This window comes from Chitinivorax sp. PXF-14 (genome assembly GCF_040812015.1).
Classification (GTDB): domain Bacteria; phylum Pseudomonadota; class Gammaproteobacteria; order Burkholderiales; family SCOH01; genus JBFNXJ01.
This window is the reverse complement of sequence record NZ_JBFNXJ010000052.1, coordinates 1-413: the sequence shown is the minus strand read 5'-3', so window position 1 is coordinate 413 and position 413 is coordinate 1. Positions and strand designations below refer to the sequence as shown.

1 protein-coding gene and 1 pseudogene are annotated in these 413 nt (G+C 65.9%); one reads left to right on the top strand and one right to left on the bottom strand.

What is annotated here, in order from left to right; all coding sequences use genetic code 11:
• Positions 1-12: 12 nt before the first annotated feature.
• Positions 13-207 carry a hypothetical protein gene (locus ABWL39_RS20910; RefSeq protein ID WP_367796147.1) on the bottom strand — a complete coding sequence of 65 codons (195 nt, stop codon included), beginning with the start codon at positions 205-207 and terminating at the stop codon, positions 13-15.
• 2 nt (positions 208-209) lie between these two features.
• On the opposite strand from ABWL39_RS20910, the pseudogene ABWL39_RS20905 reads away from it, so the two are divergent.
• A pseudogene (locus ABWL39_RS20905) lies at positions 210-413 on the top strand (hypothetical protein); the annotation flags it as partial.

The following is a 413-nucleotide window of genomic DNA, read 5'->3' as shown; positions in this document are numbered from 1 at the left end:
ATTGAAGACCTATTACCGCTGGATCAGCGAGTGCTCGATGCCGGTGAACCGCATCCGGCAGATCGCGTTGACGCCGCTGCTGATGGCGGCGTGGCGCAGCGCGTCGATCACCGCCAGGCCCGATTCCGCCAGGTCGACCGAGAAGCCGACCACGCGCCGCGTGCCGATGTCGATCACCGTGGTGATCTCGGGCCGGAAGTCATGCACGCTTGATCGTGATGGACAGCATCGACCAGGCGTATCCGATGCTGGAGGCGATCAAGGCCGAGCTGGCGTTCAATCCCCGCCTGCAGATGGATTTCCCCGAGGCATGTGGCCAGGGGCGCGTCTGGCAGGCCGGCACGATCGTCACGCGCAACGATGCCAAGGTGCAGGTGGCCGGCTCCGGCAAGAAGCTGCGCGGTCTGCGGCAC